Origin of the sequence: Shinella sedimenti, from assembly GCF_022601905.1 — a bacterium.
GTDB lineage: Bacteria > Pseudomonadota > Alphaproteobacteria > Rhizobiales > Rhizobiaceae > Shinella > Shinella sedimenti.
The window spans coordinates 471,774-497,811 of the sequence record NZ_JAKVIN010000001.1; the positions used below are offsets into that span (position 1 = coordinate 471,774).

Sequence of the window (26,038 nt, forward strand, 5' to 3'; positions counted from 1 at the left end):
ACTGTTTTGTTTGGCGGTGTGGTTTGTTTTCCCGCCTTGAGTGAGAACCTAACGAATGCATCTAAAATTCTACTTAAACCGCAGCCTTAACAGCGCCTTACCAGAAGGCAATGCTGTCTCACGGTGAATCAGTTCTTACCGTGCGGGCCTGACGGCGGCGCTGGATGAAGAGCACAGCATTGAAAAGCAGGAAGGTCGCGGCCACCGCGACATGCGCAAAGACCAGCAGCCGGTTGATGCCAAAGACCGATGGAAACACCTCGTGCATGGCAATCTCGGTGGCTGCCGCGATGAGCCAGATCACCGGTCCCCAGGACACGAGAAGCCACAGGCCGACAGCGGCGACGGGAAACAGCACGGCCAGCGCGGTGGCAGCCGCTTTCCATGCCGACGGCAGGAGATCGAACCGCCCTGCCCCACCGAGAGAGAAGCCGGTCAGCATGGCCCAGTACTGGAGCGCAAACCAAAGAGACGTCACCGCCACGAGCCGCAGGAACAGCACGAACAGCGTTTCGGTCAGGCTTGGCCTCAGGCCCTTGGCAGAATCAGCGAGCATGCAGCGGACAGTAAGGGCAAGGTTTGTCCGCATAAAGAGCGCCCCGGCATTTTGCGCGGCGCACGGCCATATGCCGCAGCCCTCCCGAGCGCTCGCGATTTGATTGACGGGGCTGGCATGATAAGGAGCGAAAAACACATCCAGCAAGAAAGCGGCACCATGACCGGCAACAGAAACATCGTCGACGAGATCACCGGGCACCGCCGTATGCGGCGCAACCGGAAGGCCGACTGGACGAGACGGCTGGTGCAGGAAAACCGTCTGACGGTCGACGATCTCATCTGGCCCGCCTTTGTCGTGCCGGGCACGAATGTAGTCGATCCCGTCGCCGCCATGCCGGGCGTCAATCGCCTGAGCGTCGACAAGCTGGTCGAAGCGGCGAAGGAAGCGGCCGATCTCGGCATTCCGGCCATCGCCACCTTCCCCAATATCGACATGTCGCTGCGCGACGAAACCGGCTCGCACTGTCTTGCCGCCAACAACCTCATCAACGAGGCGACCCGCGCCATCAAGCAGGCCGTGCCCAATATCGGCGTCATCACCGACGTCGCGCTCGATCCCTTCACCAATCACGGGCATGACGGCGTGCTGCGCGGCGATGTCATCGTCAACGACGAGACGGTCGAGCTGGTTGCCAAGGCGGCGGTCATTCAGGCCGATGCCGGCTCCGACATCATCGCGCCGTCCGAAATGATGGACGGCCGCATCGGCGTGATCCGCCGGGCGCTGGACGAGGCCGGGCACCAGAATGTCGGCATCATGGCCTATGCCACCAAGTTCGCCTCCGCCTTCTACGGCCCGTATCGAGACGCAATCGGCACCGGCGGCCTGCTGAAGGGCGACAAGAAGACCTATTACATCGACCCGGCCAACGGTACCGAGGCGCTCCGCGATGCCGCGCTCGATGTCGAGGAAGGCGCCGATACGCTCATGGTCAAGCCCGGCCTGCCCTATCTCGATATCTGTTGGCGCATAAAGGAAGCCTTCGGGCTGCCCGTCTTCGCCTATCAGGTCTCGGGCGAATACAGCCAGATCAAGGCCGCCGCGCTGAACGGCTGGATCGACGGCGAGCGCGTGATGCTGGAAACCCTGCTCGCCTTCAAGCGCGCCGGCTGCGACGGCATCCTCAGCTATTTCGCCATGGATGTTGCACGGCACCTCGCGAAGAAGGGGTCATAACGCGTAACGGCCGCCGTTGTTTTCCGCAGGAAAATTCCCATATCTGGATCATGTTCCATTCGGGAGACAAGCAGATGAGCGCTGATTTCAACGAAACGCGGGTTCCGACGACGGACTGGCAGGCCTATCGCGGCGTGCTGTCACGGCGTGTCTTCGCTTTTCTGATCGACTACGCGATCATCGCGCTGCTCTGGGTGCCCGCTGCCGTGGTCGTCTTCTTCCTCGGCATCCTGACGCTCGGCCTCGGCTTCTTCCTGTATCCTGCGCTGTTCACCATCGTTGCGCTGCTCTATTTCGGCTTCACGATGGGCGGCCCGAGCCAGGCGAGTGCGGGCATGAACGCGATGGGCCTCATGCTGGCGCGAACCGATGGTCGCCCGATCGATTTCCTGACGGCCGTCGTCCATCTCGTTCTGTTCTGGATCGGCAACGTGGTGCTGACGCCCTTCATCGTGCTTGTCGGCCTCTTCACCGATCGCGGCCGCCTGCTGCACGACCTTCTGCTCGGTACCGTGGTCGTTCGCCGCGATCGTTATTGAGGGGACGAAAACGCGCTGGCGAAATCCGCCAGTTGACCTTTTCCTGAACTAGGCCATGGTATTGGCATAGAAGTGTCACAGAGCGACGGGTACGCCTTACGGCCGATGAACACGCACGCAACATCCTCTCCGCAGTTCTATCTCACCGCGCCGGCGGCTTGCCCCTATCTGCCGCAGGAGATGGAGAGGAAGGTGTTTACCCATCTGGTGGGCGAGCGCGCGCCGGAGCTGAACGATCTGCTGACCCAGGGCGGCTTCCGCCGATCGCAGAACATCGCCTATCGCCCGGCCTGCGAAACGTGCCGCGCCTGCATTTCCGTTCGCATCCTCGTCAACGAGTTCGAGCCGCGCCGCACCATGCGGCGTGTGCTGGCGGCCAATGCCGATCTCGTCTCGCGCGATTACCCCGCCGAGCCCTCCAGCGAGCAGTATTCGCTGTTCCGCGACTATCTGGATGCCCGCCACCAGAAGGGCGGCATGTCCGACATGTCCGTGCTCGACTACGCGATGATGGTGGAGGACACCCACGTCAACACCCGCGTCATCGAATACCGCCTGCGCGAGGAAGGCGCGGGCCTCAAGGAGCGTCCGCAAGGCGAGCTGCTGGCCGTGGCGCTCACCGACCGCATGGGCGATGGCCTTTCGATGGTCTATTCCTTCTATGATACCGAGCGGGCCGAGCGTTCGCTCGGCACCTTCATGATCCTCGACCATATCAGGCGTGCCAAGGCGCTCGGCCTGCCGCACGTCTATCTCGGCTACTGGGTGAAGGGATCGCGCAAAATGGATTATAAAACAAAGTTTTTGCCGCAGGAGCACCTGATGCCGCGCGGATGGGAGCGCTATGATGGAGATAGTGCTGCCTCGTAATCGATATTCGGTCCCGCCTTGTCCAAGACGAATGATCCCGCCCTTCACCGCAAGGGTCTTCTGATAACCGCCCTCGGCGGTCTCGCGCTTTCCTTCGATATTCCGCTGATTCGTGCTGCCCATGGCGAATTCTGGTCGATGGTCGTCGTGAGGAATGTTGCCGTCTTCGTGATGGCGCTCGTCCTGTGGGCGGGCCTGAATTTCGTGATGCGGCGCAGGACGGTGCTGGTGCCCGGCCGAGTCGGCCTTTTGATCGCTCTGCTCTACGGCATCAACGGCCTGACCTTCATGCTGGCGGTGTTCAACACCACGACCGCCAATGTCGTCTTCATCCTCGCCTTTACCTCGATGTTCGCGGCGATCCTATCTTGGATCTTCCTCGGTGAACGTCCGTCCAATGCCACGCTCATCACCATGGCCGCCATGGTCGGCGGCGTTCTCCTGATCGTGCATGACGGACTTTCGAGCGGCAACGTCTTCGGCGATGTGATGGCCGCCTGCTCCGCCATGCTGCTTGCGGCATCGCTGACGCTCAGCCGGAAAAGCGGCGCGGAAATGGGCTTCGTTCCGCTGGTCGCCACGCTGCTACCGGGGATTCTCGGGCTGTTTTTCCTGCCGCCCGGCGGCCTGACCGTTGCCGAGCCGTACTATATCCTTCTCAACGGCCTCGTCCTGCTGCCGCTGGCCTTCTGGTGTCTCGCCACGGGCCCGCGTTATCTGTCGGCACCGGAAGTCGGCATGTTCTATCTGGTGGAAACGGTGCTTGCGCCGGTTTGGGTCTGGATCGCCTTCTCCGAAACGCCGACGACACAGACGCTGGTCGGGGGCGCAGTGCTCATCCTCGCCCTGCTCGGCCATTCGCTGTGGCAGATGCGCTCGAAATCCCGTGCAGCGCGGGCAAGTGCCGCGGTCGCTGAACTCCCCCTGACGCACTGATCCTTGAGACTGGCCGCCGCCCATGTTATAACTCGGTTATAACGGAGCCAGAGCCATGAACATCACCATCCGCAAGATCGGCAATTCGGAAGGCATCATCATACCCAAGGACGTCCTCGACCGCATGGGCGTCAAGGCGGGAGATGAGATCGTTCTGCGCGAAGAAGACGGTGAAATCAGACTCGCCGCGCAGAACGCAGACCTAGCGGAGCAGCTCAAGGCGGCGCGTATGGGCATGGAGAAATACCGTGTTGCGTTGCGCGAACTTGCCAAATGAGCACGATCAAATGGCTTTCTCGCCAGGCCGTCGAGATCATGCACGAAGAGCAATTGCGCGAGCATGGCGGATTGCCCGGCCTTAAGGACGACAATGCCCTGGAGGCCGCGCTCGCCCGCCCGCTCAACAAGGCCGCTTATGGCCAGCCTGACATCTTTGAACTGGCTGCAGCGTATCTCTATGGCCTCGTCCGCAACCACCCGTTTTCCGACGGCAACAAGCGCACGGGGTTCCTTGCCGCGTTCACCTTCCTGCTGCTGAACGGCTTTCTGGTCGAGGCCTCCCAAGCCGATGTCATCACCTTCGTTCTCGCCGTCGCGGCGGGTGAGATCGATGAAGAGGGCGCGACGCGGTTCTTGCGTGATGTCAGCGTCCCCTATCCCTGATGATCAGCCGCTGAACTTGCCGCTGCGGGGGAACCCCTTCGGCACGGTGCGGCCCGCAGTGGCGCGGTCGGCCAGCCATTCGGCCAGCTCGTCCTTGTTGCGCACGAAGTTGCGGCCTGCGCTGTCGTCCCAGGACAGGCCCTCCTCCAGCGCAAAGCAACGGATGTCGGAGACGCCGCCGTCCTTGTAGCGCTGCAGGCGCACGCCCTTGCCGCGCGACATCTCGGGCAGCTGCGACAGCGGGAAGACCAGCATCTTGCGGTTTTCGCCGACGACGGCCACATGATCGCCGCGCACCGGCACGACGAGCTTGGCCTCGTCAGGCATGCCGACATTCATCACCTGCTTGCCCTTGCGGGTATTGGCGACCATCTCGGTTTCCGAAACGACGAAGCCGTTGCCGGCCTGCGAGGCGACGATGACCTTGCGCGCGGGATCGTGCACGAAGGCCGTCAGCACGTCCTGATCGTTTTCCATGTCGACCATGATGCGCAACGGCTCGCCATGGCCACGACCGCCTGGCAGCTTGTCGGCGCCGAGCGTGAAGACCTTGCCGCCCGTCGTCACGATCAGAACCTTGTCCGTGGTCTGCGCCGGGAAGGCAACCTTCAGCGCATCGCCTTCCTTGAACTGAAGACCGGACGTATCGGCGATATGCCCCTTCAGCGCGCGCACCCAGCCCTTTTCAGAGATGACGACCGTAACCGGCTCCTTCTCGATCATGGCCTGCTGGATGGCCTCGATGTCGGCGGCGGGGGCGCTGGCGAACTGCGTGCGACGGCGGCCGAGTTCGGTCGCCTTGGCGAACTTCTTGCGGACCTCGCCGATCTCCCAGGCAACGGTCTGCCACTGCTTCTCGTCGGAGGCGAGCAGCGCCTCGATCTCCGCCTTCTCCTTCGACAGATTGTCGAACTCGGTGCGGATCTCGAACTCCTCGAGCTTGCGCAGCGAGCGCAGGCGCATGTTGAGGATCGCTTCCGCCTGGACGTCCGTCAGCGAGAACGTCTCCATGAGGGAGACCTTCGGCTCGTCCTCCTCACGGATGATGCGGATCACCTCGTCGAGGTTGAGATAGGCGATCAGGTAGCCGCCGAGGATTTCCAGCCGGCGATCGATGGCAGCCAGGCGGTGGCGCGAACGGCGCTGGAGCACGTCGCGGCGATGGTCGAGCCATTCGACGAGAACGTCCTTCAGGCCCATGACCTTCGGCACGCGCCCCATCGACAGCACGTTCATGTTGAGGGGAATGCGGTTTTCCAGCTCGGACAGCTTGAAGAGCGATTCCATCAGGATCGTCGGATCGACGGTGCGGCTCTTGGGCACCAGCACGATACGCACGTCTTCCGCCGATTCGTCGCGGATGTCTTCCAGAAGCGGCAGCTTGCGGGCGATCAGCAGTTCGGCGATCTTCTCGATCAGGCGCGACTTCTGCACCTGATAGGGAATTTCGGTGACGACGATCTGGTAGCCGCCGCGGCCCAGATCCTCGGTCTCCCACTTCGAACGCACGCGGAAACCGCCGCGGCCGGTCTTGTAGGCCTCGATGATGCTCTCGCGGCTGTCGATGATGATGCCGCCTGTCGGCAGATCGGGCCCCTGGACGAATTCGACCAGCTTCTCGACATCGGCGTCACGGTTGCGGATGAGGTGCAGCGCGGCGTCGCACAGTTCGTGCACGTTGTGCGAGGGAATGGACGTCGCCATGCCGACCGCGATGCCGGACGAACCGTTCGCCAGCAGATTCGGGAACGCGCCCGGCAGGACAACAGGTTCGTCGTCTTCCTCGTTGTAGGTCTTGCGAAAATCGACGGCATCCTGATCGATGCCCTCGAGCAGCAGCGTCGCGACCTCGGTCATGCGCGCTTCGGTGTATCGATAGGCGGCCGCATTGTCGCCATCGATATTGCCGAAGTTGCCCTGCCCGTCGACGATCGGATAGCGCTGCGAGAAGTCCTGCGCGAGACGCACGAGCGCATCGTAGACCGACTGGTCGCCGTGCGGGTGGAACTTACCGATGACGTCGCCGACGATACGCGCGCATTTCTTGAAGGAGGAATTGGACCTGAGGCCCATCTCGCTCATGGCATGGATGATACGGCGATGAACCGGCTTGAGACCGTCGCGAACATCCGGCAGCGCGCGCTGCGTGATGGTCGAAAGGGCATAGGCCAGGTAGCGCTCTTCCAGCGCCGCCTTGAGGTCGATAGGCTGAATGTGGTCGTCTCCGCCATCGGGCGGCAAAGTGTTTTGTCCCATGGGTCTTGACTAGCCTTCATACCGATTCGCGGCAAGGAATCCGGGCGATCCGCCTGTGGATAGCGCTTTGTAAAGGCTGTTGGCGAAATCGGTCCCGGGGGCAAGAAATACATGGAAAGTTGCAAACAGCCGAATATAGTCGCCCCGCCGCTCGTCTAGAGGCGGTACGGCAAGGCAGCCGTTCAGAAAACCAGAAAGAGAGCCAATCAATGATGCGCACCTCCCACTTCCGCAGCCTTCTTGCAGGCGCCGCGTTCGCCACCCTGGCAAGCCCCGCTTTCGCGCTGGATGGCGCGGACCTGATGACCAAGCTGAACGCCACCTATGCCACGAGCGGCGTTTCGGTCGGTTACTCGAATGTTGCCGTCGACGGCTCCACCGTGACGCTGGAAGGCACTGAACTGAAGGCCACGGGCACCGAAACCCCGATCAAGCTTGGCACCGTTACCATGGAAGGCGTCGAGGAAGACGGCGACGGCGGTTACACGATCGAGACCATCGGTTTCGAAGACGTCAACGTCACCGAAGCCGAATCGACCGTCTCTGCGAAGGATCTCGCCCTCAACGGCGTCGCGGTACCCGGCAAGATCGTTCCCGGCACGCTGGAATCGCTGCTGATGTACGAATCCGCCACCGCCGGCCCGATCAGCGTCACCTCCAAGGGCAAGGAAGTCTTCTCCATGTCCGGCATGGAGACAAACATCACCCGCATGGACAACGATGCAGGCCTGGAGTTCGACGCCAAGTTCTCCGACCTCAAGGCTGACCTGACGACCGTCGAAGACCCCAAGGCCAAGGACACGCTCAACAAGCTCGGCATCCAGTCGCTCGAAGGCGAAGTCTCGATGGCCGGCAACTGGGAACTGGCCAGCGGCAAGCTCGCCGTGGACGAATATGCCTTCGACTTCAAGGATATCGGCCGCCTGAACCTGCAGCTCGCCTTCTCGGGCTACACGCTCGACTTCATCAAGAACATGCAGGAAGCAATCAAGACCGCCGAGGCCAATCCGAACAAGGAAGAAGCCAACGCCGCCATGGGCATGGCCATGATGGGCCTCGTCCAGCAGCTGACCTTCAACAGCGCCACCATCTCCTTCGAAGACGCCTCCATCACCAAGAAGCTGCTCGACTACGCCGGCAGCGAACAGGGTGTCACGGGCGACCAGATGGCACAGTCGCTGAAGGGCCTGGTTCCGATCATGATCGCGCAGCTCAACATGCCCGACCTGCAGAACCAGATCTCGGCGGCCGTAAACACCTATCTGGACGACCCGAAGAGCATCAAGATCAGCGCCGAGCCGAAGGAACCGGTACCGTTCCCGATGATCATGGGCGCCGCCATGGGTGCGCCGCAGACCATTCCGCAGGTCCTCGGCGTCACCGTCACCGCCAACGACTAAGACTCGGCTTTCGTCTTGAAGGAAAGGCCCGAAGCATCGCTTCGGGCCTTTCCTTTTTCAGTGGCCGGCCGTCGCGGAAAACGCGGCGTGGTCCTTATCGTGCAGCGCAAAGCGGTCGAGCATATGCGCGCTCGCTTCGTTGACGCCGATGACGGCAACATCGACGCCCTGCCTGCGGTATTTCAGGACCACCTTATCGAGCGCATCGACTGCGGTGATATCCCACAGATGCGCCTGCGAGACATCGATCGTGATCCTGGCGACCGGCTCGGCAAAATCGAAGGCCGTCGTGAAGCTTTCCGCCGAGGCGAAGAAGATCTGGCCCTCGACACGGTAGGTCCGCTCCGTACCGTCCTCGTTCAGCTCCGCGCGGACGCGGAAAAGCCTGGCCACCTTTCCGGCGAAGAACACACCGGACAACAGGACGCCGACGAGCACGCCCTTGGCCAGATCGTGGGTCCCGACGACAGTCGCCACCGTGGCCAGCATCACGACGGACGACGACAGCGGATTGCGGCGGATATCCAGGATCGAACGCCATGAGAAGGTGCCGACGGACACCATGATCATGACGGCGACGAGCGCGGCCATCGGGATGATCCGCACGAGATCGTCCAGCACGAGGATCAGGAACAGCAGGAAAGCCCCTGCCACGAAGGTCGAGAGGCGACCGCGTCCGCCAGAAGTGACGTTGATCACCGACTGGCCGATCATCGCGCAGCCGCCCATGCCGCCAATCAGACCGGAGGCGATGTTGCTGGCCCCCTGCCCGATGCATTCCTGGCTCTTGGAGCTTCTGGTATCCGTCATGTCATCGACGATCTGGGCGGTCAGCAACGATTCCAGCAGACCGACCGCCGCAAGCGCGATGGAATAAGGGAAAATGATCTGAAGGGTTTCGAAGGTCAGCGGCACGTGCGGCAGAGCGAAAACCGGAAAGGCCGAAGGCAGTTCGCCGAGGTCGCCGACGGTTCGAATATCCATGCCGCTCCACCACGCCACGCCGGTGAGTGCGAGTATGGCCACGAGCGGCGAAGGTATGGCCTTCGTGACATAGGGAAACAGGTAGATGATCGCGAGCCCTGCAGCGATCATCGCGTAGGTCAGGCCGGGAACGCCGATGAGTTCCGGCAGCTGGGCCATGAAGATCAGGATCGCGAGCGCGTTGACGAAGCCCGTAATCACCGACCGCGAAACGAAGCGCATCACACGGCCGAGCTTGAGCAGACCTGCGCCGATCTGGATGAGGCCCATCAGGAGGGTGGCCGCGAACAGGTATTCCAGGCCGTGCTCCTTGACGAGCGTGACCATGAGGACGGCCGTGGCAGCCGTCGCGGCCGAGATCATGCCCGGCCGGCCGCCGAGAACGGCGGAAACGCAGGCGATGGCGAAGGAGGCAAAGAGCCCGACTTTCGGATCCACACCGGCGATGACGGAGAAGCCGATGGCTTCGGGGATCAGAGCAAGCGCGACAACGATTCCGGAAAGAATATCGGCGCGAATGTTCGAAAACCATTCACGCTTGTAGGTCGTCAGATTGAACATGGAGAATTCCGCAAGAGTAGTGCATCCAGACCGGACGGCGTCCGGCATGTGAGCTGGTTTGATGCTTTTGCGTTGTCTGGCGGATCGGCGGCCAGAAGAGCCACCCGGGTTTTCACCGGGTCCGGGGTGAATGACACCGCTATAAAGCGCATGGTGTGGCGAGGCAACCGTGCACAGAAAGAATGGCGGCCCGGTGGGTCTGCACCGAGCCGCCACTGTGATCTATTCTGCCTGCGCCGGGCGCACCGCGGTGCCGGACCAATCAACCTTGCGCGTCGCATACATAGTCGCGGCAATCGCGATGAAGGAGATGAGCGCTCCGGCAAGCAGGGCATATTCATCCTCGCGAAGCACAAGATACATGATGCCGTAGGCCGCCAGCAGGACAGCACACAGAGCCAGGCCGTTTCTACGGCTCGCCGTCGCGCTGCCGAGATAGGCGGAGATGAGGAGCGTCGTCGCGATGGCGGCGATGCCATAGGCGAGCGTGAAGCCGGTATGCTCGGCCAGTGCCAGCAACAGCACGTAAAAGACGATGAGCGCCAGACCCGTCAGCACGTACTGGATCCAGTGCACCATGCGCCCGCCTTTCAGCTCCACGACGAAGACGGCGAGGAAGACGAGCGAGATGAAGCCGATGGAATATTTCAGCGTGCGCGAGACGACCTGGTAGAACTGCACGGGCTCCACGAGGTTGATGCTCATCATGCTCTCCGACAAGGGGAGCATGGATCCCGACACGGCCTTGTCGATGCCGCGGGCGAGATAGGGGATCGTCCACGTCGCGGTGAAGTCCTTGGCGGTGATGGTTTTCTGCTCCGGCAGGAAAAGACCCTCGAAACCGGGATGCGGCCAGTTCGCCTTCGCCTGGAAGCTGGTCGTCTGGCCGGCAGGCGCCACGGCAAAGCTTCGCGAGCCGTTCAGCGACAAGGCCATGTCGAAGGTAAAGCCCTTCTCGATGAGTGCCCGGTCGATCGGGCGGTGGACGCCGGCATTCGACTGCGACCTGCCGTAGTCCATCGTGCCGGCCACGCCCATGGCGGAAATCTGCCGCATGCCGGGATCGAACGGAAGGACCGGGCCGTTGTCGATCTTCACGCCCGCATCCGAGCGGATACCGGTGATGTCGTTGATGTTGAGCACGAGGATGGCACGGTTGAAATCCGGCGTGCCGTCGAACCTGGCGAGATCCTGCACGATGCCGGCGCCGAAGCGACCCTTGAGCGTGAGGGCGCCGTTATAGACTGGCAGCGTGTAGATCGACAGGCGGCGTTCCTCCGTCTTGAGGTCAGCCGTCACATCCAGCATCTCGGGCATGACGAGCGCCCATTCCGTGACCTTTTCAATCAGGGTGCGGCCGTCCAACTCCCGGCTGCGCATGACTTCGAACGGCACGGCGATATAGGGGCCGTTGACCGCCTGATCCCCGCCCCAGCCATGGGAAATGCGATTGGAGACCTCCCTCGCGCGTTCGGCGCGTTCTTCGGTGAGGCCCCAGACGAGGAGCAACGGCACGAGAAGCGCCACCGAGATGACGCCGATCATGATGAACTTGACGCCGGGCGAGCGCAGGAAGGCGGCAAGATTGCCGCGCGGCTCCGGATAGGGCAGCGGCCGGGGTGGTGCGGAAGCGGGGTCGTCGGAATGCGGTTCGGTCATGGAAGTCCCTCCAGTCGTTGTTCGCCATTATAGGCGCGCTCACGCTAGGGGTGCATTTCGACCGATTGTTCGCGGAATTGGGATCGACTGACGGCGAATTCGCGGCATTGTCGCGCTGCTGCCACAGAAGGCGGAAACCCGGCGCTTGGGCCGGGTTTCCAATGGGTATGAGCCTATTCGAGGACTTGGACCACGGTGCGGGTCTGCGGATCGACGATCACGCGGCGCTCGTTGACCACCGTATAGCCGTAATCGGTGTAGCCATCCACGGGATAGATTTCCACGGCCTCGGGAATCACGCGCCCTTCCAGGACATCGCCTTCATAGGTCACGGACGGCACCTGCTGTTCCAGGACGTAGGTGCGCACACCGCCGGGGACCACGACCGTCGATTCGGTCATGACCGGATCGGTCTGCTGGATGATGACCGTATCCTGGGCATAGGCCGATGCGGACAGCGAGAGAAAGGCAGCCGCGCCGGCGAGAATGAGCTTGCTGGTCATGTTCGTTCTCCTTTGTCGATGGCAGAAGAACGGTCATGAGCCCGAAGGGTTCCCTCGGGCGGGACGCCAAGCGCCCCGCCCTTGGGAAATCAGTCCTTCTTCTGCGACGGCACGACGCGCAGCGCCAGTTCGCGCAGCTGCGTGGGCGTAGCGGGTGCTGGCGCGTTCATCAGCAGGTCCTGCGCCTGCTGGTTCATCGGGAACAGCGAGATTTCGCGCAGGTTCTTGGCGCCGACGAGCAGCATGACCACACGGTCGATGCCGAAAGCGCAGCCGCCGTGCGGGGGCGCGCCGTACTGGAAGGCGCGGTAGAGGCCGCCGAAGCGCTCTTCAACGTCCTGCTGGCTGAGGCCCACCTTCTCGAAGGCCTTGACCATCAGTTCCGGCGACTGGTTACGGATCGAGCCCGAAGCGATTTCGAAGCCGTTGCAGACCGCGTCATACTGGTAGGCCTTCAGTTCCAGCGGATCCTTGCTGTCGAAGGCTTCCAGGCCACCCTGCGGCATGGAGAACGGGTTGTGGGCGAAGTCGATCTTCTTTTCGTCCTCGTTGTATTCGTAGAACGGGAAGTCGACGATCCAGCACATTTCGAAACGGTCGCGATCGACGAGGTTCAACTCCTCGCCGGCGCGCGTGCGGGCTTCGCCGGCAAACTTGTAGAACTTGGCCGGATCGCCGGCGACGAAGAAGCAGGCATCGCCGTCATCGAGGCCGAGCTGCGTGCGGATGGCTTCCGTGCGCTCCTCGCCGATGTTCTTGGCGAGCGGGCCCGCACCTTCCAGCTTGTCGGCTTCCTTGCGCCAGAAGATGTAGCCGAGGCCGGGCTGGCCGGTCGACTGCGCCCAGGCGTTCATGCGGTCGCAGAAGGCGCGCGAGCCGCCGGTCTTGGCCGGGATCGCCCAGACCTGAACCTTCGGGTTGGACGCGATCATGTTGGCGAAGACCTTGAAGCCGGAGCCTGCGAAATGGTCGGTGACGGCTTCCATGACGATCGGGTTGCGCAGGTCGGGCTTGTCGGAGCCGTACTTGCGGATCGCTTCGTCATAGGGGATGCGCGGCCACTGCTTGGTGACCGGCTTGCCTTCGGCGAACTCCTCGAAGACGGCGGTCATCATCGGCTCCATCGTTTCCCAGACGTCTTCCTGGGTGACGAAGCTCATTTCGACGTCGAGCTGGTAGAACTCGCCCGGCAGGCGGTCGGCGCGCGGGTCTTCGTCGCGGAAGCACGGCGCGATCTGGAAGTAGCGGTCGAAGCCGGCGACCATCAGGAGCTGCTTGTACTGCTGGGGAGCCTGCGGCAGCGCGAAGAACTTGCCTTCGTGGATGCGCGACGGCACGAGGAAGTCGCGCGCACCTTCCGGCGAGGAAGCCGTCAGGATCGGCGTGGTGTATTCGGCAAAGCCGGCCTCGCCCATGCCCTTGCGCATGGCCGAGATGATCTGCGTGCGGCGCACGATGTTCTTGTGGAGCGTCTCGCGGCGCAGGTCGATGAAGCGGTATTTCAGGCGGACGTCTTCCGGGTATTCCGGTTCGCCGAAGACCGGCAGCGGCAGTTCCTTGGCGGCCGAGAGAACCTCGATATCCTGCGCGTAGAGTTCGATCTCGCCGGTCGGCATGCCCTTGTTGACGGTGTCGTCCGTGCGCGCCTTGACGAGACCGTCGATGCGGATGACCCATTCGCCGCGGACGGTTTCGGCCGTCTTGAAGGCCGGGCTATCAGGGTCGGCGACGACCTGGGTGATGCCGTAGTGGTCGCGCAGGTCGATGAAAAGCACGCCGCCATGATCTCGCACGCGGTGGACCCAGCCGGAGAGACGAACAGTCTGGCCGACGTCGGACTTGCGGAGAGCGGCGCAGGTGTGGCTGCGGTAACGGTGCATCGTGGTATCCTGAAATGCTGACGGGCCACGCGGAAACATCCCGGCGCGGCCACCCAAGAAAAATCGGGCGGACAAGCGCATGACCCAGCCCGTTTGTCAAGGCTTGGCGGGCCTTGCGACGGCCCGGCAAGGGCTGGAGCGCCTGCCTTGCAGCCGTGCCGGACAATGGCTGGCAACGCGTGACGGCAGCGCCCGGCCCCGCTTACCCGTCACGCGGCGGCGAATCGAAAGCCGACATGCCGCACCGTGCCAACCGGTCGGCCCAGGAACGCACAGAGGCGCGGAAAGCGGCGGCGGGCGGCGCATCGAGACTGGGTACGCAGGGCGGCAGGAAGAGCGCGGGCGCGCCCTCGACAGGCCGAAGGGCCCCGAGGCAGATACCGGCGCGCCGGCAGCGGCGCAGGCGGCACCAGTGGCGCGGGCAGGACGCCGCAAGCGCCGCCAGCCGGCAGAGCGTATCGTGTTCGAGCGTATATCTTTCGGTGTCCGGAAGGCTTTGGGTTTGCGATGCGGTCATGAAGACGGCTCCTGCAACAGTGGCCACGCGACGCGTTGCGTCCGTGGTTTTGCTCTCTTCTCAATGGCCCGGTCCAGCCGGGATCGGACGGGGCGCCGGAGCTGCCTCATCTGTAAGTGTGTTAAATGGCACCTTCCGGCACCCCGTTCGGTGTCTTTTGCCCGGCAACTGCGGTTTCTCTGCAAGAACCGGCGCCTTCTCCAGGGCGACCGCTCACCGGCAGATGCCGGGGCGGTGCGAAAGGACGGCAAGGCAACACCATTTCGTCCAGTCGCCGGTTCCCTTGTGTGCCGCACAGACACGCCCCTGCTGCATCGAGCCGGGAGGGAAACCATTTTCTGCCGGGCCCCTTGCCTGCGACATGCGTCGGTATCGACAGACAAGGGCACCGGTCCCGCCTCGCCGGCAACGCGCTCCGGTGTATCCGCGGCGGGACACGCGCATTATGGGCACGGGTGCAAAGAGCGGGGACGTTTCGCGGTGGTGTTTTTCGTCGCCGAAGGGCTTAGATGTTGAAATCGCTGCGGTTCAGCATCAGCCATTGCAGCATCATGATCGTCTTTGCATCCACGATTCCGCCTGTCGCGATGAGATCGAAAGCTTCATCGACAGGCATTTCGACGATCTCGATATCCTCGCCCTCGTGATCGACCCCGCCGCCCTTGCCGTCGCGTCTGCCGGCATCGATGCGCGCGGCAAAACAGGAGACACGCTCCGTTAGCGTGCCGGGGCTGGAATACATTTCGAAAAGATGGCGCAGGTCGGTGACGGCATAGCCGGTTTCCTCCATCGCCTCGCGGGCGATGGCGTCTTGCGGGCTGTCATCGTCCAGCAGGCCGGCGGGCACTTCCAGCAGGAAGCCGTCCGGGTGGCCGCCGAAGAAGGCGCCGGGGCGGAACTGGCGCACCAGCACGACCGAGCGGCGATCGGGATCGACCAGCAGGATGGCAGCCGCCGCACCGTGATCGTGCACCTCGCGATCGAGCCGCTCGACGCGGCCATCGGCACGCGTCTGTTCGACGACGATGGTGCTGAGGCGGATGAAGCGCTTCCACACAGTCTGCTGGTCGACGATGCGGATGGCGGACGAAGCGGAAGCCGTCATGGGAAGTCCTTGCAATGTGTGGGCGGTCACGTCCTGCGCAGCCAGACACGGTTGTCGTGGAAGGCGGCGCCGCCATAGGGCGCGACGGGATCGGCACCGGTCAGCACATTGATACCTTCGCCGTCGAGATGGGCGGAATTCGGCCAGATGCCCTCGGCGATCAGCACGCCGGGCTTGACGGCATCCGTGACCTTCGCATGCAGGCGGATATCGCCGCGCGCGTTGCCAAGCTGCACGATATCGCCTTCCGCGATGGCGTTGGCGCGCGCATCCTCCGGGTGGATCATCACCTCCGGGCGGCCTTCGCGTTCACGCGAGCTCTTCATTTCCGTGAAGGAGGAATTGAGGAAGGTGCGCGCCGGCGAGGTCGCGAGGCGGAACGGATGTTCGGCATCCGGCGTCTCGATGATCTCGACATGGTCAGGGAATTCTGGCAGCGCCTCATGCGGCCCGAAGGCGCCCAGCGCCTTGGGCGGCCGGTTCGGAGCGGGTGTTCCGGTCCAGTCCGGCCGGAAACGGAACTTGCCGTCCGGGAAGCCGAAGCCTTTCACGAAATGCGCCGTCTCGAAATCCGGCTGGCAATCGATCCACTTCTCTTCCTTCAGTCCGTCGAAATCCATGTCGTAGGCGGGCAGCATGCGGGTGATGTGCTCCTGCTCGGTGAGGCCGAAGCCCGGCTTGTCCGCGACGCCCAGACGCCTGGCCAGTTCCTCGATCACAAAGAGATTGGTGCGCACGGTCGCTGGCGGCTCAACCAGCTTGGGGCCGAGCAGGATATGCTGCTGGCCGCCGCCGCGGTAGATATCGTTATGCTCGACGAACATGGTGGCGGGCAGCACGATATCGGCAAGCTTCGCCGTATCCGTCATGAACTGCTCGTGCACGGCGACGAAGAGATCGTCGCGCAGGAAGCCCTGCTTCACGAGGCGCTGTTCGGGCGCGACATTCACCGGATTGGTGTTCTGGATCAGCATCGCCGTGACGGGGCCGCCATGGCGCAGGGCAACCGCATCGCCGGTCAGGATGCGGCCGATCTGCGACTGGTCGAGCGCGCGGATATCGGGATCCGCATAGGACAGGCCCATCAGTTCCGACTTGCGCAGGCGGAAGATGCCGGAATTGCTGTGGAAGGCGCCGCCGCCTTCGTATTGCCAAGAGCCCAGCACCGTGGCGATGGAAAGCGCCGCATGCATGGAGACCGCGCCGTTGCGGCTACGCGTGAAGCCGTAACCGAGACGGAAGAAGCTGCGCTTCGTCTGCCCGACCAAGGCGGCGAAGGCCTCGATATCAGCGACATCGAGGCCGGTGATGGCGGCTGCCCATTGTGGCGTGCGGGTGGCGAGATGCGCCTCCAGCCCGACAGGATCGTCGGCATATTTGGCCATAAAGGCGCGGTCGGCATAACCATCGCGGAAGGCAACATGCATGACAGCGCAGGCGAGCGCCGCATCCGTGCCGGGGCGCAGCTTGAGCGCCAGATCGGCCTGCTTCATCGTGGGGTTGTCGTAGATATCGACGACGACGATCTTGGCGCCGCGCTCCTTGCGCGCCCTGACCGCGTGGGTCATCACGTTGACCTGCGTGGCCACCGCGTTCGTGCCCCATATCACCACGCAATCGGATGCCGCCATCTCGCGCGGATCGGGGCCGCGCAGGGTGCCGGCGCCCATGGTGAAGCCGGTCCAGGCCGGGTTCGTGCAGATGGAATCGAAGAAGCCGGAATAGCGCTTGGCGTGGCGCAGGCGCTCGATGGAATCGCGCTGCACGAGGCCCATCGTGCCGGCATAATAATAGGGCCAGACGGCTTCAGCGCCGTGTGCCTGTTCGGCCTTGACGAAATTCTCGGCGATCGCGTCGAGTGCGGCTTCCCAGGAGATATCGCCCCATTCGCCGTTGCCCTTCTCGCCCTTGCGGACGAGGGGCTTCATCAACCTGTCGGGATGATAGAGGCGTTCGGCATAGCGGGCGACCTTGGCGCAGATGACGCCGGCCGTGTAGCTGTTGTCGGCGCTGCCCTTGATGCGGCCCATGCGTCCATCCGCGCCGATCTCGACATCGAGAGCGCAGGTGGAGGGACAGTCATGCGGGCAGGCCGAATGGGCGGTCCGCGGTTTTCCAAGATTTGGTGTCGCAACGTTCATGGCTTTTGTATATTGCAGGGCGCGAACGGCCAAAAGGCAAATCATTCTACCATCGCAACAATTCATCGTCGCATCAGAGCGCGTGATCGCGCGGGAACGCCATGAACTATCGTCACGTCTACCATGCCGGCAATTTCGCGGATGTGCTCAAGCACGCCGTGCTCGCGCGCCTCGTCACCTACATGCAGGGCAAGGACAAGGCGTTCCGCGTGCTCGACACCCATGCCGGCATCGGGCTCTACGACCTCTCCGGCATCGAGGCGCAGAAAACGGGCGAATGGCTCGACGGCATCGGCCGGCTGCTTGCCGGCGACCTGCCGGCGGATGTGGCCGATATCCTGGCGCCCTATCTCAAGGTCGTTCAGGAATTGAATCCGCAAGGCGGGCTAACCTATTATCCCGGCTCGCCAAAACTGGCCCGCATGCTGTTTCGCCCGCAGGACCGGCTGTCGGCCATGGAGCTGCATCCCGACGATTACGAGACGCTGCACCGGCTGTTCGACGGCGACTTCCAGAGCCGCATCACCCATCTCGACGGCTGGCTTTCGCTCGGCGCGCATCTGCCGCCCAAGGAAAAGCGCGGCATCGTGCTGGTCGACCCGCCCTTCGAGATCGAGGGCGAATACGAGCGGCTGGTGGACGGGCTGGAAAAGGCCGTGCGACGGTTCCCGGGCGGCGTCTACTGCCTGTGGTATCCGCTGAAGAAGGGCGCGCCCATCGCGCAGTTCCATGCCGCGCTGAAGGCGTCGGGCATTCCCAAAATGCTGTGCGCGGAGCTTTCGGTGAAGAGCGACCGCGAGACGACGGGCCTGACCGGCTCCGGCCTGATCGTCGTTAACCCGCCCTTCACGCTGAAGGCGGAACTCGACGTGCTGCTCCCCTTCCTCAAGGCGCGGCTGGCGCAGGACCGCTTCGCCTCTTCGCGGTCGTTCTGGCTTGCCGGCGAGAACAAGGCCTCTTGACCTTTCGCGCGCGGCGACAACAATCGCGCGCCGAACCGGGAGACCGCCATGCCCTCTTTGCCTGCCGCCGCCGCATGACGGACCGGCTGCCCTCCTCCACCCCGCTCCGCACCGTGGCGCTGCTGCTGTCAGGCATGGCCTTGCTTGCCGGTTGCGGCGAGGACAAGCCCGCCGAAAAACCGAAGGCCGAGACGAGCCGCAAGGAAACAGCCGCACCGGCACAGTTGCCGCTCGGCAAGGGTTTCGACTTCTATGTGCTGTCGCTGTCGTGGTCGCCGACCTGGTGCGCCGACAATGACGAGGGCGGCCGTACGCAGCAATGCCGGCGCGGCGAAAACAACGGTTTTATCGTGCACGGGCTCTGGCCGCAGAACGATCGCGGCTATCCGGAATACTGCGCGACGCGCGAATCGGATCGCGTGCCCGAAAACCTCGGCCGCACCGTGCTCGACATCATTCCCTCGATGGGCCTGATCGGCCACCAGTGGCGCAAGCACGGCAGCTGTTCGGGGCTTTCGCAGAAGGACTATTTCGCGGTGACGCGCGCGGCGTTCGAGCGGGTGCGCATTCCCGCAAGCCTCGATGCCGGCAAGGGACAGCGCCTGTCGCCCGACGGGGTGGAGGCGGCCTTCATCGCTGACAATCCCGGGCTTTCCGGTCAGGGCATCGCCGTGACCTGCGAGGCCGGGCGGCTGGAGGAGGTGCGCATCTGCATGACGGCGGACCTCGCCTTCCGCACCTGCCCGCAGGTCGACCGCGCCGCCTGCCGCGCCAAGAGCATCGAACAACCGCCGGTTCGCTAACCTATCTTCCTTCAACGAGCACAGGACCCGCCATGAAGATCTTCTATTCCTCCACCTCGCCCTATTCCACCAAGGTGCGCATGGCCGCGCAGTATGCCGGACTTGCCGCCGAGGCGGTCGCCGTCGACACCAATGCCGACCCGGCGGACCTGCTTGCGGCAAATCCGCTCGGAAAGATCCCGTCGCTCGTGACGGACGAGGGCCTTGCCGTCTTCGACAGCCGCGCGATCATGAACTATATCGACCGCCAGTCGCGTGGCGCGCTCTATCCGCGCAATGCGGTCAAGCGCACGGAGGTGGACGTGCTGGAGGCGACCGCCGACGGGATCTGCGACTGCCTGCTCGCCATCGTCTACGAGCGCCGTGCTCGCCCGGAGGACAAGGTGTACCAGCCGTGGATCGACCGTCAGTGGCAGAAGGTGGAACGCGCGCTCGACCATCTCGAAGCCAACATGCCGCGGCTCGGCAAGAAGCCGAATGCCGGCCATTTCGCGCTCGCCGCCATGCTGCGCTACATCGAGCTGCGCTTTGCCGGAAAATGGCAGCGCGGCCGCCCGAAGCTGAAGCGCTACCTCGCCCGCTTCGAGGCTGTGTTCCCCGATTACGCGACGTTCAAGGACTGAGGCGGAGGCCTCCGCGCGCCGTCGAACATCATGCAAAAACAAGAAGGCCGCGGATTGCTCCGCGGCCTTCTTTCATTCCAGAGCCTTCGAGGCTTAGAACTTCACGCCCATACCGACGCGAACGCTGTGGTCTTCGAAGCCGCTGCGAACGCCGGCACCATTGAAGGTCTTCTTGCCGTAGTCGCTGTAACGGTATTCGACGCGTGCGGTGATGTTGTCCGTAACCATGGTTTCGGCACCAACGCCGGCTGTCCAGCCGAGAAGCGTCGAGTCATCGTTGCCGGTCGGGCCGTTCTTGATCTTGACGCTCGAAGCGGCAACACCACCCGTACCGTAGACGAGAACCGGGTTCAGATCGACGCCGACGCGGCCGCGGATCGAGCCGTTGACGCCCTGCTTGGCGGTGAAGCCGTTGGCGGTGTGGTCGACGCCCGAGTAGTTCAGGTCGGCTTCCGGACCGTAGACCAGCTGGCCGTTCTGCATGTTGTAACCGGCATAGACACCGCCGCCGAGAGCGTGGCCGCGTTCGCCGTTCTGGTTGTTGAACTTGCCCTTCTGCCAGGTGGCGTTACCACCGACATAGGCGCCGGACCAGTTCTTTACGACCGGCTCGGAATATTCAGCGGCCGGAGCCTGCGGGATGTCATCGATGGCATCTGCAGCGTGAGCGGCCTGAAAGGCGACCATGGAAACGGTCGAAGCGACGAGGGTGGCGATAAGTGTACGCATGTTATTCTCCTTTTACTAAACGACGCCCTCTTGGGGAGGTTGTCGGGCGCCGTCATCCAATTCAGTCCCGCCCGGTTGAGGTGAAATTGACTAAAGATTGAGGAAATGAAAGAGCCAAAATGTGAATTCATTGCGGCAGACGCAGGGCGAAATCTGGATGTGACTTTTCCGCACCAGGTAATTCATTAACCATAATTTCAGTTGTGAAGAAAACAATGAAAATATACTTCAAATTACTTCGAAGTGTCTTTTGCGGTTAATTTTTCCGCAACCAATTGTCCGGGGGAGTTTAAGCCTGCGCCCGGATGTCTATATCTTTGGCCGGTTAATCAAATGAATCGGCAGGACGGACATTTCTTGAAAAAACCCTTGAAGACGGCCCTGGTGACGGGCGGGGCCAAGCGTATCGGCAAAGCCATCGTCGAAGATCTCGCCGCCAACGGCTTTGCGGTCGCCATTCACGCCAACACGTCGCTCGATGACGCAGAGGCGCTCGCTGCCACAATCCGGGCGCGGGGCCAGATGGCAAGCGCGGTGCAATGCGACCTGGCGGACGGCGCGGCGACGGCCGGGCTGATCGCGGCGGCCTGCGCCGCCCTCGGCCCGCTCGACCTCATCGTCAACAATGCCTCCCTCTTCAAGCCGGACACGGTGGCGGCCTTCGACGATGCGCTGTGGGACCGGCATTTCGCCGTGCATGTGAAGGCGCCGTCCATTCTGGCGCGCGATTTCGTGCGGCAGCTGCCGGAGGGGGTGGCCGGCTCCATCGTCAACATTATCGACCAGCGTGTCTGGAACCCGACGCCGCGCTACTATTCCTACACGCTCTCCAAATCGGCGCTGTGGATGGCGACGCGCACCATGGCGCAGAGCTTTGCGCCGCAGGTGCGGGTCAACGCCATCGGCCCCGGCCCCTCCCTGCCGAACGAGCGCCAGACCGACGAGGCGTTCCGGACGCAGATCGACGGGCTGATCCTGCGCCGCGGGCCCGATCTGGGGGAATTCGGCCGGACAGTTCGCTTTTTGTTCGACACGCCCTCCATTACGGGGCAAATGATAGCGCTCGACGGCGGGCAGCATCTCGCCTGGGAAACCCCCGACGTCGCGGAGAATGCGGAATGAACGGCCGGAAGGTGGAGGATGGCGGCATCCTCTATGACGAAAACGAGACGGACGAGGACGACGAACTGCTGGAAGGCACATCGCCGGCCACGGAAGCGCCTGCCGTCGCGACCGGCGGCATGGACTGGAACGAGGGTGGCGACGTCCCGGAAGGCCTGACCGGCGCCGACCTGATCCAGCATTTCGTCAAGCGCCTGCCCAACAGCCCCGGCGTCTACCGCATGTTCAACGCAGCCGGCGACGTGCTCTATGTCGGCAAGGCGCGCAGCCTGAAAAAGCGCGTGAGCAACTATGCGCAGGGCCGCGTGCACTCCAACCGCCTCGCGCAGATGGTGCGCCAGACGGCAAACATGGAATTCGTGACGACGCGCACGGAGACCGAGGCGCTGCTGCTCGAGGCCAACCTGATCAAGCGCCTGCGCCCGCGCTTCAACGTGCTTCTTCGCGACGACAAGTCGTTTCCCTATATCCTGCTGACCGGCGACAGCCGGGCGCCGGCGATCTTCAAGCATCGCGGCGCTCGCTCGCGCAAGGGCGACTATTTCGGCCCCTTTGCCTCGGCGGGCGCGGTGGGGCGCACGATCAACTCGCTGCAACGCGCCTTCCTTCTGCGCACCTGCACCGACAGCGTCTTCGAAAGCCGCACGCGCCCCTGCCTACTCTACCAGATCAAGCGCTGTTCCGGGCCCTGCACTCATGAGATCCGCGACGCCGACTATGCCGAACTGGTGCAGGAGGCGAAGGACTTCCTTTCCGGCAAGAGCCAGAAAGTGAAGGCGCATATGGCGGAGGCCATGAACGCCGCTGCCGAAGATCTCGACTTCGAGCGCGCCGCCGTCTTCCGCGATCGGCTGGCGGCGCTTTCCCATGTCCAGAGCCACCAGGGCATCAACCCGGCCGGTGTGGACGAGGCCGATGTCTTCGCCATCCATCACGAAGGCGGGATTTCCTGCATCCAGGTGTTCTTCTTCCGCACGGGCCAGAACTGGGGCAACCGCGCCTATTTCCCCAAGGCGGACCCGCAGCTCTCGGGCGCGGAGGTTCTCAATGCCTTTCTCGCGCAGTTCTATGACGACAAGCCCTGTCCCCGGCAGGTTCTGCTGTCGGAGCCGGTCGAGGAAATGGAACTGTTGTCGCAGGCGCTTTCCGAGCGATCCAGCTACAGGGTGACGATTTCGGTGCCGCAGCGCGGCGAGAAGAAGGACCTCGTGGACCATGTGACGGCGAATGCGCGCGAGGCGCATGGCCGCAAGCTGGCCGAGACCGCTTCGCAGAGCCGGCTGCTCGACGGTTTTGCCGCGACCTTCAAGCTGCCCTATGTGCCGCGCCGCATCGAGATCTACGACAACTCGCATATCATGGGCACCAATGCCGTGGGCGGCATGGTTGTGGCCGGGCCGGAAGGCTTCGTGAAGGGGCAGTACCGCAAGTTCAACATCAAATCGACGGAGATCACGCCCGGCGACGACTTCGGCATGATGAAGGAAGTGATGACCCGCCGCTTTTCGCGCCTGATCAAGGAAGAGGGCCTGCCGGACCGCAGCGCGCGCGATACCGGCGCGGATGCCGCGGACCTGCCCTTCCCCGCCTGGCCCGATGTCATCCTCATCGACGGCGGCCAGGGTCAGATGACGGCTGTCAGGGCGATCCTCGAAGAGCTCGGCATCACCGACCAGGTGATCGCCATCGGCGTCGCCAAGGGTGCGGACCGCGAGGCCGGGCGCGAACGCTTTTTCATGCGCGGCATTCCTGATTTCTCGCTGCCGCCGCGCGATCCGGTGCTCTACTTCGTGCAGCGCATGCGCGACGAGGCGCACCGCTTCGCCATCGGCTCGCACCGGGCGCGGCGCAAGAAGGAAATGGTCAAGAACCCGCTCGACGAGATCGGCGGCATCGGCCCGACGCGCAAGCGCGCGCTTTTGCAGCATTTCGGCACGGCAAAGGCCGTTTCACGCGCCGCCATGTCCGATCTGATGGCCGTCGCCGGCATTTCGGAGAGCGTCGCGCGCATCGTCTACAACCATTTCCACGACGATTCGGCGGGATAGGCCGGTTACGCCCCACCGCCGGGTCAACTTGACCCCACGCTCCAACCGACAGCGAGGCGCAATGACTGTCTTTCACCCAAGAGCACTCCTGGCCGCCGGCATGACCCTGCTGGCCACCGCCGCCGGCGCGCAGACGACGCTGGGCAATGCCCAGATGGTCAGCGTGACGGGACATTGCGGCCGGCTGCTGGTGGGCGAACGCGATCTGACCGCCGCCTGCTCGACCAAGGTGGTGAACGTCTCCTATCCGGACGCGCGCGTCAGCTTCTATTTCCTGCTGTCGGACGGCACCGTCGTCAGCTTCTCCGGCATGGACGGCGAGAACCCGACGCCCGACACGGACGTGATACATCTCGACAAGGTGCTGATGACGCGCAAGGACACACCGGACGCGCCGGATGTCTTCCCGGCGCGCGGGACATGCGGCTTCGGCAATCCCATGAAGGGACCGATGACCATCGCCTGCGAGGGCACGTTTTCGGAGGGCGGCACGTTCTCCGCATCGTTCACGACAGACGGTTCGCCGCCAATGTGACACCCGTTTTGCGGGCTTGAAGGGGCCTCTTGCCGCGTCATTGTGCCCTGCTCCGTAAATTCGCCAAGAATTGCCCGAAACAAAGGTTGACGTCACTCCTACAAACACATCTTCTAGCCAGAAATCGAGAGACTGAAAATCCATGGCTTCCCGCGCATACAGCATACCCAATCTCCTGACCTACGCCCGCATTGTCGCGGTGCCGCTGATCGTTCTGTGCTTCTTCATCGAAGGGCGGCTCGAATCATCGGATTTCGCGCGGTGGACGGCGCTCGTCCTCTTCGCCGTGGCATCGATCACGGACTATCTGGACGGCTATCTCGCGCGCATCTGGAACCAGACCTCCAATATCGGCCGCATGCTCGACCCGATCGCCGACAAGCTGCTGGTTGCCTCCGTTCTGCTTCTGATGGCGGCCGACGGCACCATTGCCGGCTGGACGATCTGGGCGGCGATCATCATTCTGTGCCGCGAGATTCTGGTGTCGGGCCTGCGCGAATATCTCGCCGATCTCAAGGTCAGCGTGCCGGTGACGCGCATCGCCAAGTGGAAGACCGCCATCCAGATGTTCGCCATCGCCTTCCTGCTGGCCGGCCCGGCCGGCGACCAGGTGCTGCCCTACACCACAGAGATCGGCATTACGCTGCTGTGGATCGCGGCTGCGATCACCATGTATACGGGCTACGACTATTTCCGGGTCGGCCTGAAGCACATCGTGGACGAGTAAGATGACGCGGCTCGTCTATTTCGCCTGGGTTCGCGAGCGGATCGGCAAGGGCGAGGAAGACATCGACCTGCCCGCCGACGTAACGACGGGGGCAGACCTTCTCGCCCATCTCAAGACGCTCGGCGACGGCTATGCCCATGCGCTGGAGCATGAAAACGTCATCCGCATCGCCATCAACCAGGAGCATGTCGAGCACGACGAGCCGATTGCCGGCGCGCGCGAGATCGCGCTGTTTCCGCCGATGACGGGGGGCTGAACGGTGGCCGGCGCGGCCCCTGCCCCGGTGATCGTGCGTGTGCAGCGCGATGATTTCGACGTGGCGGCCGAAACGGCGCGTCTTGTGGCGGGAGGCGCCTCGGCCGGCGCCATCGTCAGCTTCACCGGGCTTTGCCGCGACGAAGGCGGCCGTCTCTCCGCACTGGAACTGGAACACTATCCCGGCATGGCAGAGGCCGAGATAGAGCGCATCTGCCTTGCGGCCGTCACGCGCTTTTCGCTTTTGGGCATCGCCGCCATCCATCGGGTGGGGCGGATCACGCCAGGGCAAAACATCGTGCTTGTGATTGCCGCCGCACCGCATCGTCACGCCGCCTTCGACGGCGCGTCCTTCGTGATGGATTATCTCAAGACCTCCGCACCCTTCTGGAAGAAGGAGCACTTCGCCGACGGTTCCGAAGGCGGCTGGGTGGAGGCGAAGGACAGCGACGACACCGCGCTGGAAAAGTGGTCGTAGCTGCACG

26 protein-coding genes and 1 other annotated feature are annotated in these 26,038 nt (G+C 63.3%); of the genes, 16 read left to right on the forward strand and 10 right to left on the reverse strand.

Features of this window, described 5'->3' with window-relative positions; genetic code table 11:
• Positions 1 to 118: 118 nt before the first annotated feature.
• Positions 119 to 589, reverse strand: a complete 471-nt coding sequence (locus MKI86_RS02415) for a DUF6163 family protein (RefSeq protein WP_370879867.1) — start codon at positions 587 to 589, stop codon at positions 119 to 121.
• Positions 590 to 715: 126 nt separating this feature from the next.
• Here MKI86_RS02415 and hemB point away from each other — a divergent pair, with 126 nt between their 5' ends.
• From hemB to MKI86_RS02445, 6 genes are all read left to right on the forward strand, one after another.
• Positions 716 to 1,735, forward strand: a complete 1,020-nt coding sequence (gene hemB, locus MKI86_RS02420; RefSeq protein WP_241596613.1) for a porphobilinogen synthase — start codon at positions 716 to 718, stop codon at positions 1,733 to 1,735.
• Positions 1,736 to 1,809: 74 nt separating this feature from the next.
• Positions 1,810 to 2,274: an RDD family protein gene (locus tag MKI86_RS02425; protein WP_241596616.1), complete on the forward strand. Its 465-nt coding sequence runs from the start codon at positions 1,810 to 1,812 to the stop codon at positions 2,272 to 2,274.
• 105 nt (positions 2,275 to 2,379) lie between these two features.
• A complete protein-coding gene (locus MKI86_RS02430; protein ID WP_241596619.1) occupies positions 2,380 to 3,144 on the forward strand; it encodes an arginyltransferase in 765 nt (254 codons plus the stop codon).
• A gap of 18 nt (positions 3,145 to 3,162) precedes the next feature.
• The gene (locus tag MKI86_RS02435; RefSeq protein WP_241596622.1) at positions 3,163 to 4,080 is read left to right on the forward strand and encodes a DMT family transporter; all 918 of its coding nucleotides are present in this window, start codon (positions 3,163 to 3,165) and stop codon (positions 4,078 to 4,080) included.
• A gap of 55 nt (positions 4,081 to 4,135) precedes the next feature.
• Complete coding sequence (locus MKI86_RS02440) at positions 4,136 to 4,357, forward strand: AbrB/MazE/SpoVT family DNA-binding domain-containing protein (protein ID WP_241596625.1); 222 nt, start codon at positions 4,136 to 4,138, stop codon at positions 4,355 to 4,357.
• Complete coding sequence (locus MKI86_RS02445) at positions 4,354 to 4,743, forward strand: type II toxin-antitoxin system death-on-curing family toxin (RefSeq protein WP_241596628.1); 390 nt, start codon at positions 4,354 to 4,356, stop codon at positions 4,741 to 4,743. Before MKI86_RS02440 ends, MKI86_RS02445 begins: the two co-directional genes overlap by 4 nt.
• A gap of 3 nt (positions 4,744 to 4,746) precedes the next feature.
• Here MKI86_RS02445 and parC read toward each other — a convergent pair whose 3' ends face one another.
• The gene (parC, locus tag MKI86_RS02450) at positions 4,747 to 6,999 is read right to left on the reverse strand and encodes a DNA topoisomerase IV subunit A (RefSeq protein WP_241596630.1); all 2,253 of its coding nucleotides are present in this window, start codon (positions 6,997 to 6,999) and stop codon (positions 4,747 to 4,749) included.
• A 209-nt stretch (positions 7,000 to 7,208) separates the two neighbouring features.
• Here parC and MKI86_RS02455 point away from each other — a divergent pair, with 209 nt between their 5' ends.
• Positions 7,209 to 8,399, forward strand: a complete 1,191-nt coding sequence (locus tag MKI86_RS02455) for an aq_1923 C-terminal domain (protein ID WP_241596632.1) — start codon at positions 7,209 to 7,211, stop codon at positions 8,397 to 8,399.
• 57 nt (positions 8,400 to 8,456) lie between these two features.
• On the opposite strand, the gene MKI86_RS02460 is transcribed toward MKI86_RS02455, so the two are convergent.
• From MKI86_RS02460 to MKI86_RS02490, 7 genes are all read right to left on the reverse strand, one after another.
• A complete protein-coding gene (locus MKI86_RS02460) occupies positions 8,457 to 9,944 on the reverse strand; it encodes a SulP family inorganic anion transporter (protein ID WP_241596634.1) in 1,488 nt (495 codons plus the stop codon).
• 70 nt (positions 9,945 to 10,014) lie between these two features.
• Positions 10,015 to 10,070, reverse strand: a sequence feature (sul1 is cis-regulatory element that is thought to sense ions involved in sulfur or methionine metabolism; They are found in Alphaproteobacteria).
• A gap of 96 nt (positions 10,071 to 10,166) precedes the next feature.
• Positions 10,167 to 11,603: a cell envelope integrity protein CreD gene (gene creD / locus MKI86_RS02465; protein WP_241596636.1), complete on the reverse strand. Its 1,437-nt coding sequence runs from the start codon at positions 11,601 to 11,603 to the stop codon at positions 10,167 to 10,169.
• Between the two features lie 173 nt (positions 11,604 to 11,776).
• Positions 11,777 to 12,106 carry a DUF1236 domain-containing protein gene (locus tag MKI86_RS02470; protein ID WP_241596638.1) on the reverse strand — a complete coding sequence of 110 codons (330 nt, stop codon included), beginning with the start codon at positions 12,104 to 12,106 and terminating at the stop codon, positions 11,777 to 11,779.
• Positions 12,107 to 12,195: 89 nt separating this feature from the next.
• Entirely contained in the window at positions 12,196 to 13,986 is a 1,791-nt protein-coding gene (gene aspS, locus MKI86_RS02475; RefSeq protein WP_241596640.1) for an aspartate--tRNA ligase, read from the reverse strand.
• A 202-nt stretch (positions 13,987 to 14,188) separates the two neighbouring features.
• Positions 14,189 to 14,503, reverse strand: a complete 315-nt coding sequence (locus MKI86_RS02480) for a hypothetical protein (RefSeq protein ID WP_241596642.1) — start codon at positions 14,501 to 14,503, stop codon at positions 14,189 to 14,191.
• Between the two features lie 505 nt (positions 14,504 to 15,008).
• Positions 15,009 to 15,608, reverse strand: a complete 600-nt coding sequence (locus MKI86_RS02485; RefSeq protein ID WP_241596645.1) for an NUDIX domain-containing protein — start codon at positions 15,606 to 15,608, stop codon at positions 15,009 to 15,011.
• 26 nt (positions 15,609 to 15,634) lie between these two features.
• Positions 15,635 to 17,794, reverse strand: a complete 2,160-nt coding sequence (locus MKI86_RS02490) for a molybdopterin-containing oxidoreductase family protein (RefSeq protein ID WP_370879870.1) — start codon at positions 17,792 to 17,794, stop codon at positions 15,635 to 15,637.
• Positions 17,795 to 17,850: 56 nt separating this feature from the next.
• Between MKI86_RS02490 and MKI86_RS02495 the strand changes: the two genes are divergently transcribed.
• The 3 genes from MKI86_RS02495 to MKI86_RS02505 all read left to right on the forward strand — a co-directional run bounded on the left by MKI86_RS02495 (position 17,851) and on the right by MKI86_RS02505 (position 20,137).
• Complete coding sequence (locus MKI86_RS02495; protein WP_241596662.1) at positions 17,851 to 18,711, forward strand: 23S rRNA (adenine(2030)-N(6))-methyltransferase RlmJ; 861 nt, start codon at positions 17,851 to 17,853, stop codon at positions 18,709 to 18,711.
• A gap of 74 nt (positions 18,712 to 18,785) precedes the next feature.
• Entirely contained in the window at positions 18,786 to 19,514 is a 729-nt protein-coding gene (locus MKI86_RS02500) for a ribonuclease T2 family protein (protein WP_241596665.1), read from the forward strand.
• A 32-nt stretch (positions 19,515 to 19,546) separates the two neighbouring features.
• Positions 19,547 to 20,137 carry a glutathione S-transferase gene (locus MKI86_RS02505; protein WP_241596668.1) on the forward strand — a complete coding sequence of 197 codons (591 nt, stop codon included), beginning with the start codon at positions 19,547 to 19,549 and terminating at the stop codon, positions 20,135 to 20,137.
• Between the two features lie 93 nt (positions 20,138 to 20,230).
• Here the strand turns inward: MKI86_RS02505 and MKI86_RS02510 are convergent, their stop codons facing one another.
• Complete coding sequence (locus tag MKI86_RS02510) at positions 20,231 to 20,866, reverse strand: outer membrane protein (protein WP_241596671.1); 636 nt, start codon at positions 20,864 to 20,866, stop codon at positions 20,231 to 20,233.
• A gap of 357 nt (positions 20,867 to 21,223) precedes the next feature.
• Here MKI86_RS02510 and MKI86_RS02515 point away from each other — a divergent pair, with 357 nt between their 5' ends.
• The 6 genes from MKI86_RS02515 (at position 21,224) to MKI86_RS02540 (ending at position 26,031) form a co-directional block, all read left to right on the forward strand.
• Positions 21,224 to 21,988, forward strand: coding sequence for an SDR family oxidoreductase (locus MKI86_RS02515; protein ID WP_241596674.1), 765 nt, complete (start codon positions 21,224 to 21,226; stop codon positions 21,986 to 21,988).
• On the forward strand, positions 21,985 to 24,036 hold the full coding sequence (uvrC, locus tag MKI86_RS02520) for an excinuclease ABC subunit UvrC (protein WP_241596682.1): 2,052 nt from the start codon (positions 21,985 to 21,987) through the stop codon (positions 24,034 to 24,036). The genes MKI86_RS02515 and uvrC overlap by 4 nt, the downstream gene beginning before the upstream one ends.
• Before the next feature lie 61 nt (positions 24,037 to 24,097).
• Positions 24,098 to 24,571, forward strand: a complete 474-nt coding sequence (locus MKI86_RS02525; RefSeq protein ID WP_241596685.1) for a hypothetical protein — start codon at positions 24,098 to 24,100, stop codon at positions 24,569 to 24,571.
• Between the two features lie 142 nt (positions 24,572 to 24,713).
• The gene (gene pgsA, locus MKI86_RS02530; protein ID WP_241596687.1) at positions 24,714 to 25,298 is read left to right on the forward strand and encodes a CDP-diacylglycerol--glycerol-3-phosphate 3-phosphatidyltransferase; all 585 of its coding nucleotides are present in this window, start codon (positions 24,714 to 24,716) and stop codon (positions 25,296 to 25,298) included.
• Between the two features lies 1 nt (position 25,299).
• Positions 25,300 to 25,554: a molybdopterin converting factor subunit 1 gene (gene moaD, locus MKI86_RS02535; protein WP_241596689.1), complete on the forward strand. Its 255-nt coding sequence runs from the start codon at positions 25,300 to 25,302 to the stop codon at positions 25,552 to 25,554.
• 3 nt (positions 25,555 to 25,557) lie between these two features.
• On the forward strand, positions 25,558 to 26,031 hold the full coding sequence (locus MKI86_RS02540) for a molybdenum cofactor biosynthesis protein MoaE (protein ID WP_241596691.1): 474 nt from the start codon (positions 25,558 to 25,560) through the stop codon (positions 26,029 to 26,031).
• The last annotated feature ends 7 nt before the right edge of the window (positions 26,032 to 26,038 follow it).